At 65.5% G+C, this 9,658-nt stretch carries 6 protein-coding genes, 1 tRNA gene and 1 pseudogene; 5 read left to right on the top strand and 3 right to left on the bottom strand.

The genetic code is table 11. The features are described 5' to 3' along the window. The 3 genes from WBB07_RS23610 to WBB07_RS23600 form a co-directional block, all read left to right on the top strand. A partial coding sequence (locus tag WBB07_RS23610) for an ATP-binding protein (protein ID WP_526311117.1) occupies nucleotides 1-522 on the top strand: 522 nt, incomplete at its 5' end. An 879-nt stretch (nucleotides 523-1,401) separates the two neighbouring features. After that, a complete protein-coding gene (locus WBB07_RS23605; protein ID WP_526311115.1) occupies nucleotides 1,402-4,827 on the top strand; it encodes a C-terminal helicase domain-containing protein in 3,426 nt (1,141 codons plus the stop codon). Nucleotides 4,828-4,956: 129 nt separating this feature from the next. Next, on the top strand, nucleotides 4,957-5,346 hold the full coding sequence (locus WBB07_RS23600; protein WP_526311113.1) for a hypothetical protein: 390 nt from the start codon (nucleotides 4,957-4,959) through the stop codon (nucleotides 5,344-5,346). A 428-nt stretch (nucleotides 5,347-5,774) separates the two neighbouring features. Here the strand turns inward: WBB07_RS23600 and WBB07_RS23595 are convergent. Then, nucleotides 5,775-5,873 (bottom strand): annotated as a pseudogene (locus WBB07_RS23595) (excalibur calcium-binding domain-containing protein); the annotation flags it as partial. A 617-nt stretch (nucleotides 5,874-6,490) separates the two neighbouring features. On the opposite strand from WBB07_RS23595, the gene WBB07_RS23590 reads away from it, so the two are divergent. Both WBB07_RS23590 and WBB07_RS23585 read left to right on the top strand, forming a co-directional pair. Continuing rightward, on the top strand, nucleotides 6,491-6,631 hold the full coding sequence (locus WBB07_RS23590) for a helix-turn-helix domain-containing protein (protein WP_255392533.1): 141 nt from the start codon (nucleotides 6,491-6,493) through the stop codon (nucleotides 6,629-6,631). A gap of 124 nt (nucleotides 6,632-6,755) precedes the next feature. After that, nucleotides 6,756-8,141, top strand: coding sequence for a site-specific integrase (locus WBB07_RS23585; protein ID WP_526311111.1), 1,386 nt, complete (start codon nucleotides 6,756-6,758; stop codon nucleotides 8,139-8,141). Between the two features lie 108 nt (nucleotides 8,142-8,249). Here the strand turns inward: WBB07_RS23585 and WBB07_RS23580 are convergent. Together WBB07_RS23580 and WBB07_RS23575 are read right to left on the bottom strand one after the other, a co-directional pair. Then, a tRNA-Pro gene (locus tag WBB07_RS23580) sits at nucleotides 8,250-8,326 on the bottom strand. A gap of 408 nt (nucleotides 8,327-8,734) precedes the next feature. Beyond that, nucleotides 8,735-9,655, bottom strand: coding sequence for a sulfite exporter TauE/SafE family protein (locus WBB07_RS23575; protein ID WP_526311109.1), 921 nt, complete (start codon nucleotides 9,653-9,655; stop codon nucleotides 8,735-8,737). Between the last annotated feature and the right edge of the window lie 3 nt (nucleotides 9,656-9,658).

The raw sequence follows: 9,658 nt of genomic DNA, 5'->3' as shown, positions 1-9,658 counted from the left end.
GGATCGTCGATCACCCAGGCCACGTTCGACTACCTGTCGAGTCTGGAATGGATTCGAGCGCAACAGAATCTGTCCGTTATCGGCCCACCTGGAACAGGCAAGAGTCACCTGCTGATCAGCTGCGGGCACGCCGCTGTGCACGCCGGTTTCAAGGTCCGCTACTTCACCGCCGCAGACCTGATCGAGGTGCTCTACCGGGGCCTGGCCGACAACACCGTCGGCAAAATCATCGACTCACTCCTGCGGGCCGACCTCCTGGTCGTCGATGAAATCGGCTTCGCACCGCTCGATGACACCGGCACCCAACTGCTGTTCCGTCTGGTCGCCGCCGGCTACGAACGCCGTTCCTTGGCCATCGCCTCGCACTGGCCCTTCGAGCAATGGGGACGCTTCCTGCCCGAGCACACCACCGCCGCCAGCATCCTCGACCGACTACTGCACCACGCCACCATCGTCATCACCTCCGGCGAGTCCTACCGGATGCGCCACGCCGACCACAAAAAGGGGGCCACCAAAAATTAGCCAATCACCCGCAACGGGGTGGGGACTTTTCCTGGCCACCAGCGGGGACATCTACATGGCCATTGACAAACGAGTTCAGGCTCTCGCCGAGCCCGTGGCGGCTGCCATCCCAGCCTGTGTCGGACATCTGGGCCGATGGAAGAAGGCGGTAGTCGACCAGCGAATCGCGTTGGCCCACGGGCTCGGCCAGAGTGGACTCAGCACCCATCAGCTCCGCCAAATGAGCTCACTGAACCAGTCTCTGCATTGGATGCTGACTCTGCGACTGCTGCTGGAAGCCGGCGTCGACGGGGCAGTGCTATCGGCCGCCACTGAACAATCAGAGCGGTTCAAGAACCAACGCAGGAACTGGATTTACTGTTGGCCTCGAGTCTTCCAAAGCTAGGCAAGTACGGTGTCGATGCTCCAGATCCCGACAGGAGACTGCAGGCGTGCATTCAGTTGAACAGGAGACTGTTTCGTCAGCTGGGGCTCAGTTCTGGCTACCTAGCTCACCGGGCCAGCGTGTCCGTGGACTTTTCGGTGAGCTCCTCGAGAATCAGTTTGAAGCGAAGCTGGACGGAGCGCTAACTCCCGATCCGCGGATCTTAACGATAGGCCGTGACGCTGGCGGACAACCGATGGGCTGGGCCAGATCGGCATCTGCTACCCACTCAGTCGAGGCCTTCAAGCCCGAGACTTTGCACGCGCAACTCGATACCGGCAAGTCCCTGACACTCCTCGATGCACGCAATTATGGCGGTGGTTGGCCATCTAATCCCCCGCTGTACAGATCCACCGCTGTGGTGCTCGGCTCTCATGTGACAGGGCAAGATCAGCTCTACAGCGCGGTTCGACCACCACCGCATCCACGTCGGCACCAACGAGACCGCCGCCGACATGGCCTACCACGCCTGGCGCACTGATCTCGCCGCCGGTGTGGACTCCGTCCTGCTGGCCCCCACCCACGACGTCATCAACGCCCTCAATGCCCGCGCCCGCACCGATCGACTCGCCACCCACCCCGACACGGCCGATGCGCCGGCGGTGGTGTTGGCCGACGGTTTGGAGGCCAGCGTCGGCGACACCATTCGCAGCCGCCGCAACGCCCGCTCACTTCGGTTCGGCCGCAACGATTTCGTCCGCAACGGCTACCGCTACACCATCACTGACATCTTGCCCGACGGGTCCGTCGCGGCCCGGCATTCGCGCAGCGGCCACACCGTCACCCTGCCCGCCGGGTACGTCACCGAGCACGTCGCTTTGGGTTACGCCGCCACCATCGACTCCGCCCAAGGCTTGACTGCCGGCAGCCGCGACACCCGAGGCAGCTGCCACATCGTCGGCTCCGACACCCTGACCCGCCAACACCTCTACGTCGCGCTGACCCGCGCCACCGACGCCAACCACCTCTACCTGTCCACCGCCGAAGCCGACCCGCATCGGCTGCTGTCCCCCAAAGCCACCCACCCCGACACTGCCGTCGATGTCCTGGCCCGCGCGTTGGCCCGCGATGGTGCCCAGGTCTCCGCCACCACCGAAGCCCGCCGCGCGCAGGATCCCGCCGCCCGCCTGCAGGCCGCCGCCGACATGTTCTACGACGCCCTCGGCGCTGCCGCCGAACACCACCTCGGCCCCCACGCCCGCGAGCATCTCGATACCGTCGCCGACACCCTGCTCCACGCACTCAGCACCCGACAAGCGTGGCCGGTGCTGCGCCGCAACCTCGCCGTCAACGCCGTGGCCGGTGCGGACCCGCACCAGCTCTTGGTCGACGCCCTCGCCCACGGCGCCGTCGACGACGCCGCCGATCCCGCCGCCGTCCTCGATCACCGCCTCGACCCCACCGGCACCCACTGCTGCGGCGTCGGCGTCCTACGGTGGCTACCCGCCATCCCCCCAGCCCTACAAGACGATCCGCATTGGGGTGGCTACCTGCTGCGTCGTGAACAACTCGTCGCACACCTCGCCGACGAGATCCGCGCCCACGCCCGCGGCTGGACGCACGCCACTGCACCCGCCTGGGCGCGTCCGCTGGTCACCGTCAACACCGCGCTGACCGCCGAGATCGCCGTCTTCCGCGCCGCCGTCGGCGTCGAGGACGCTGACACCCGCCTCACCGGCGCCTGGCAGTACCCGGCCCGCACGGCCGCCGTCCAAACCCTGCTCCGCAGGCACGCGGCCGCCGGCATCGGACGCACCAGTGCCGACACCACCCGCTGGAACGACCTCCTCGACACCCTGCACCCACGACTGCGCGCGGATGCCTACTGGCCGCAGCTGGCCGCGAACCTGGCCCGCGCCGCCCGCACCACCCCCGACCTCCGCCACATCCTCACCACCGCCCTCAGCCGCACACCGCTGCCCGACGAACTGCCCGCGGCAGCGTTGTGGTGGCGCATCGTCGGCGCGATCTCCCCCACCACCACACTCGCCACCACACGCTCACGGCTGCGGCCCGCGTGGATCGCCGACCTCGACGCGGTCTTCGGCACCGTGCTGGCCGAAACCATCATCGCCGACCCGCACTGGCCCGGCCTGGTCGCCGCCATCAGCGCCGCCGACCCCGACACCTGGACACCCCGCGACCTGTTGCACTTCGCGGACGAACACCTCGCCGACACCGACCAACCGATACCTGCCGGGGACTACGCCCGCCTGATCACCTACACCGTCGACACCTTCACCCACCGACTGCGCACCCACCACGGCACGGGCCTCGACGACATCCCGCTGCCCGACAATCCACCGCCGGATCCCGCTGACGACGAACACTTTCCGCCCGACGCCGACACCCTCACCACCTACGGCGACATCGAGGACGACGCACTCGTCGACGATCATCCGGACATCGACCTCGACGTCGCCGCGTTCGACGACGGGACCGGGCCCTACGAAGGTCTGCCGTTCGAGGCGCTCACCACCACCGCGCCACCCCGTCCACCGCGGATCACGATGGAGGGTGTTGCCGCACTGCACCAGGAGTACCGCGCGGTCTGCGACGACCTCACCGCACTCGAGGCTGACCTCCGTCAAGGAACCGGCCCCGCGAGGCGCGCCGCCGACGACGAACTCCTGCGGATGCGCCGCCAGATCGACGCCGACCACCCCTACCGCGACGCCCTCGCCACCGCCATGGAGCAATGGTGCGACGCCGACGCCGCCCAGACCGAACTCCGGATGATGGTCGAACACGCCCGCCGCCATCTGCACACCCTGCTCCACACCGACGGCGCGGACGAGCTCGAGATTGCCTCCGCCCGAGCCGAACTCGACTTCCACACCAACCAACTCCCGGACGCCGACTACGGCACGCAGTTCGAGCAGGCCTTCGCCGCGGCCCGCGACGCCCGATCAGCGGCCGCCGGTGGACACATCGTCACCGAAGCCGACCTCGCCCAAGCCCGCGGCGCTGCCGAAGCCGCCGACCGCGCCACACGCGATCACCTGCGGCACCGCCTCAACACTCTGCGCAACGAACTCGACCGCGCCGAACGCGGCATCGCCACCGCCTTCGCCACCGCCCACACCGCCGCCGACGACACCCTGGCCGCGCTGCTCACCTGCGCACGCACCGAAGTCGACCTCCTCACCTCCGCCGGCCGCGTCGACATCGAACACGCCCCACTCACCATTCCCGACAGAGCACTGATCAACTGCGATAGGACCACCGCGGCACAGCTCACACAATTGGCGTCCGGGCCCTACCTGCTCAGCTGCACCCGCGCTGACACCACCAACCCCGACACCCTCGCGGCCCTCCACACACTACGCATCGCTGCCAACCGCGAGAATCGAAAAGTATTGTGGCTGAGCGCCACCGACGAGGACGCAGCGACGGCCCGCGCAGCCGGCTTCGCCGATGCCGCGACCACCGTCGACGACCCCGACATCGCCGACCATGTGTGGTCGCTGCCACCACACCCGCTTGTCCTCATCGACGAGCCTGCCGACGCCGACCCCGCGCACCTGGCCACCCTCATCGACTACATCACCAGCAACAACGCCCGGGCCATCCTCCTCGACAGCGGCCGCCACGGCCTCAGCAGCTCCGCCTTACGCCTGCTCGCCGATACCGCACCCTGGTCCACCGACCTCACCCCAGGCGCACCTCGCGACCATCACAGGGCACCGACACCGGCCATCACGCTGGCCGGCCGACTCGATCGCGACCGCCTGTCGGAACCCTGGCGCCACCTGCTCGCCCGCTACGACACCGCAGCCCGCGCCATCCGCTCCGCGCACCGCCTCCAACTCACCCTCAGCTGGCAGCACCGCACACGCGGCCTCGACACACCCGACGACTCACTCGGCATCGATGACTGAACCGAAACTCATTCCAGTAGAACACTATCGATGCCACTGGCAGCGCCTACCCCGTTCTCGCCGGGACCACGAGTAACCTCGACTGAAGAGGGACCAGTTGGTCCCCGCAGCTCGCAGGAGGGCCGACCCATGAGCAGACCAATCCGGCCCCGAAGCGCCAACCGCCGGCGACGCATCCACGCCTGCACCATCGAGTCCATGCCACTCGACACCGACCCCACCATCCTTCACGCCGTCAACACGGTCTACACCACCGACCTCGGACTCCCCGACGAATGGACCGACACCCAACGTGCCGAGTTCATCGCGGCCGAAGCCGAAAAGATCACCTGGATGGTCCGCGCAGAAGCCGGCACTCTCGGTGATCGGCGAGTAGCACTGTGGAAACGTCAGCACTGCACCCCTCCTCACCCGCGAGTTGAGGACGCACTGAGAAGAGCAGCGCGCACGGATGCAGTACGCGCAGTGATGCACCAGGAACTGTACGAGCTCATCGCTTCAGACGACGAAGATCTTTAGCAAAATGCATTCTGCTAGGGGCTATAGAGAACCCAAACCGGTTGCGGCGAATCGAGTTTGCCGCCACCGGGCATCAGAAGACCGACCCCGTAGGCACACCAGACTTGGTAGTCGTCGGTCGATCGGCCGAAGGTGTAGTTCGGCACACCGACACAGGGGGAACCTGCCGGATGGACACCGCCGGGCATCGGTTGTGGAGGTATCCAGTAGAGGATGGTCGCAGGCGAGCCAATCGGTCCACACACCTGTTCTTCTCCCGTGACCGGGTTGATTCTCAATTTCATCCAGTCTGTACAGGTCTCCGTTGGAGTGGCCGTGTCACGCGCGGGAACTGGCTCGGCCACAGGTGTGCTGACCACGGGCGGAGCTGTCTGTGCGGGCGCTGGGATGAACGGCATAGCTGGCAAATAGGCGCCGCCCGAACCTGATTCGCATGCGACTCCGTCGCCATCGCGGTCCAGCTTCCGCGAGTAGCCGGGCTGCCCCGCGTAGATTGGTGCCGCCCCCGCGGCCTCCGCCTGCGCACAACTGCTGAAGGGCGCCGCCTGGCTAGTAGGCACAACCGATGCCTGCAGGCTTAATACCACCCCGCAGATGACAGGCACTCGCCACGCCGTAAACACCATCGCTACCCCCAACCGTTCCGATTAACACGGCAGAGGGTACGTGAGATTTGCAGGCAGCCTGGTGAGATCGGCAATTCATTGCGAATTCCCTGATACCTGAATTTCAACGGGAAAGCGCATTTTTTATTCGGGACATTCCTACCAACTGACTATTAATCAGCGGGACCGCCGCCCTATCCTCTAACTGTCGATGAAACCAATCCATACTTTCCCGCTCAACGCTCGAATGCGTTCGAAAGTTGTTCTAAGTTTCAACTGTATTCGGTCGCCGAACGTCTCACCCCTGCACGGACAAACGAAGAATTTTGGAACTATCAAGCCCTTGTTGAGATCAATGCGGTCAGGGTGGTGGACTCTTCACTTGAGGTCGCAATACGCTGCAACTTGCTGAACGGGCCTTCTAACAGACTCGCGAGGCACAACATATGCCCACCGAGGCGCTAACCGCCTTGATGTCTACAAGGAGGTGAACAACGTTGAATGCTAGCGCTTTTGATGAACTCCCCCTGCTACTGCCGGTGCCTCGCGCCGCCGTGCTGCTGGGGATCAGCCGCGCCTCGGCCTATCGTCTGGTGGCCACAGGCGAACTGCCATCCAGACGACTCGGCGGGCGCGTGTACGTGGTAACAGCCGAACTACGTCAGATCGTTGCGGCATAATCAGCACAACCCCGTTGAGCTGTTTTGCGATACCACTTGCAGCGACAAAGACTCGTTGACCGGCGGGGAACCCCGATGGAACAGACCATGGCCTGTCCGCTGACTCCCGCAGGAAACCAACAACGTGTCCGAAGACAAAGCCGTTACCTCCAGCGCACCGCAACACCGCAGTCGTCGCGCCGAGCCGATCTCCAAACGAACATCGAGATCCGGAGTCGTATCGTACGAGTTCCGAGCTGATGTCGGAAGCAAGCCTGACGGCACCCGCGACCGTCGACGGTTCACCTATCGGACTCTGGCTGAGGCCAAGCGCGAATACCGGCGCATAACAACTGAAGTCGCGAGCGGCCTCTACGCACGGAAATCGACGCTCACCGTCGCCGAAGCATGCGACGAGTGGCTGGCCGGCCGCCGAGGCATCCGCAGCGTGACCCTCCAGGGCTACACCCACGATCTTGCTGCGGTGAGGCGGTTCCTGGGTGGAAAGAAACTTCAACAGCTGAGCAAGGCCGACGGTGACGCTCTCGTGGACTGGATGCTCACGAAAGGCCGGAGCTCCCGAAAGCGCCACCGACCAGGCAGCCTGGCGGGGCGGGTGACAGAGGCCATCGCGAAACACCCCGAGGGCATCTCCGCGGCGCAGCTCGCCTCTGTCTTTCCCGACGACGACGTACACACCTGCTTGGCGGGTCTACTCAGAGCGAGCCGCGTGATCCGACTCCGTCGCGGCATCTACGCGGTCAGTGAGATCAAGTCCGACGAACCTGCCCGCGGAGTCAAGCCTGTCACCGTTCGGTCCACACTGACCACTTTCGGGATGATGGTCCAGTCCTTCGTCGACCAAGGCGCGCTTCCTCGAAATGTGATTGCGCTCGTGGAGCGCCCTACCGACGAGCTCTCCGAGGACAAGCCTGAAACTTCCAAGTCCTGGACGCTCGCCGAGGTCCAACGATTCCGCGGTACGGTGCGCGAAGACAGGCTGTTCGCCTGCTGGCTGCTGAGCTGTTACGGGCTCCGTCGCTCTGAAGTACTCGGAATCCGGTGGTCGGCGATCGAGGGCGACACCTTGTCGATCCGCCGCAGCCGAGTAGCGGTCGGCCGCGAAGCAATCGAGGGCATGCCCAAGTCTCGACGCAGCCTCCGAGACCTTCCCCTTCCGGCCGAGCTGGCGATCGCATTGCAGGAGCTGAAGGACCACCAGCGCGAGGAGGCGCGCGTCTTCGGCCGTCGGTGGTCCGATGACCGGCTGGTCGCGGTGCGCGAGGACGGCACCCCGATCCGTCACGAGTGGTACTCCGACGAGTTTCAACGCCTCCGCCAGCGTGCCGGGCTACGCCGGATCCACCTCAAAGGCCTCCGCAATACCAGCGTCAGCCTCATGCTGGCCGGCGGTTCGCCAGTGCACGTCGTCGCGGCATGGCACGGCCATGATCCGGCGGTGTCACTGTCCATCTACTCCGACGCGCAGCGCGACGATCTGCGAGCCGCTGGCGCCGCGCTGTTCGGTTGACCTTGGCCCACCGAAAACTCTTGGGACACTGTTGGGACACTGACTCGAAATCGCACTCACCCGTGTAAACAAGAAACCCGCTCCGACACTGGTCAGAGCGGGTTTTCTTGGTCGGGCTGACAGGATTTGAACCTGCGACCACTTGACCCCCAGTCAAGTGCGCTACCAAGCTGCGCCACAGCCCGCGGTGCTGCTGCCGGGATCACCAGCAGCGGTCGAAAGCTTACAACAGTGTGACCCCGGAATCCCAACCGCGGTCCGCTGCGGGCACGTTCGACATCGACCAAGCCGGCACAAACTGCACCTGACGCTCTCGGCGCGCCATTGCCGACCGCGATGTCGACGGCCAGACCGACTTCCGAATGAGGATTTTCTACCGCCACCAACGCGGCTGCTTCGACATTCTGATGTGCCCTGGCGCCTCGTGGTGACCCCGCTGAGCCAAGTGGGCGCTTGGCCCACCAGCTGCCGGAGTTGGACGCTAGGAGGACGCCACAGAGGGCCTACAGGGCGATGCGCCATTCAGAGATGCCTGCATGGGTTCAGTGAGTGACCGGAACTACTGCACCCTCGAGGCGGCACTCAACACAGAATCAGCGCGACGCCGATTCGGGGTCCAGGTCCTCGACCGGCTCCGGATCCGCCGAGGCAAACGTCGGAGCCTTGGAGCTGCGCCAGGCGTACACCACCAACGACACCCACGCCACGACGATGAAGACATAGATGCCCGTCGACCACGGCGCGGAGATCCCGAAGTGATTCAGCAGCTTCTGACTGTTGGTCAGTACGATCACCCCGCCGACGGCGGTGCCCAGCATAGCCGGGCTGACCCGGCTCACCAGCCAGGCCGCGATCGGGGCGGCAATCACCCCGCCGGCCATCAGCGCCAGCACCACCGGCAGGTTGTCGAGGAATTCGTCACGCAAGCCGATCAGGAAGCCCAGCGAAGCCGACAACGCGACCAGGAACTCGGAGGCGCTCACCGAACCGATGACGGTGCGGGGCGCGGTCTTGCCCTGCGACAGCAGGGTGCTGGTGGTCACCGGCCCCCAGCCGCCGCCTCCGGAGGCGTCGATGAAGCCACCGAACAAACCCAGCGGGGCGAGGAACTTGACGCTGTGGCTGGTCCCGCGAGCAAAGGTCAGCGGGGTGCGCAGCGAGAACCGCAGCAGCACATACACACCGATGGCCAGCAGAATCGCGCCCATCAGCGGGGTGGCGGCCTCCGTCGACAGCGACGACAACACGGTCGCCCCCAGGAAGGCGCCCACCGCACCGGGGCCACCCAGTTTGGCGACCAGCGGCCAATCGATGTTCTTGAACTTCCAGTGCGACAGTCCGGAGGCGAAGGTGGTGCCCACTTCAGCCAGGTGCACCGCCGCGCTGGCCTGTGCGGCACCGAGACCGCTGAGCACCAGCAGCGTCGAGGCGGTGACGCCGAACGCCATGCCGAGAGCGCCGTCGACCAGCTGGGCACCCACTCCGACAAGAGTGAAGATGATGAGCATCCGCATCGA

This window comes from Mycobacterium sp. (assembly GCF_049647605.1).
Taxonomy (GTDB): Bacteria; Actinomycetota; Actinomycetes; order Mycobacteriales; family Mycobacteriaceae; genus Mycobacterium.
This window is presented reverse-complemented; position numbering and strand designations above follow the sequence as displayed.

Coding starts and splice junctions, on each gene's coding strand:
- WBB07_RS23605 (WP_526311115.1), top strand. CDS start 1,402: ATGGCCTACCACGCCTGGCGCACTGATCTCGCCGCCGGTGTGGACTCC.
- WBB07_RS23600 (WP_526311113.1), top strand. CDS start 4,957: ATGAGCAGACCAATCCGGCCCCGAAGCGCCAACCGCCGGCGACGCATC.
- WBB07_RS23575 (WP_526311109.1), bottom strand. CDS start 9,655: ATGCGGATGCTCATCATCTTCACTCTTGTCGGAGTGGGTGCCCAGCTG.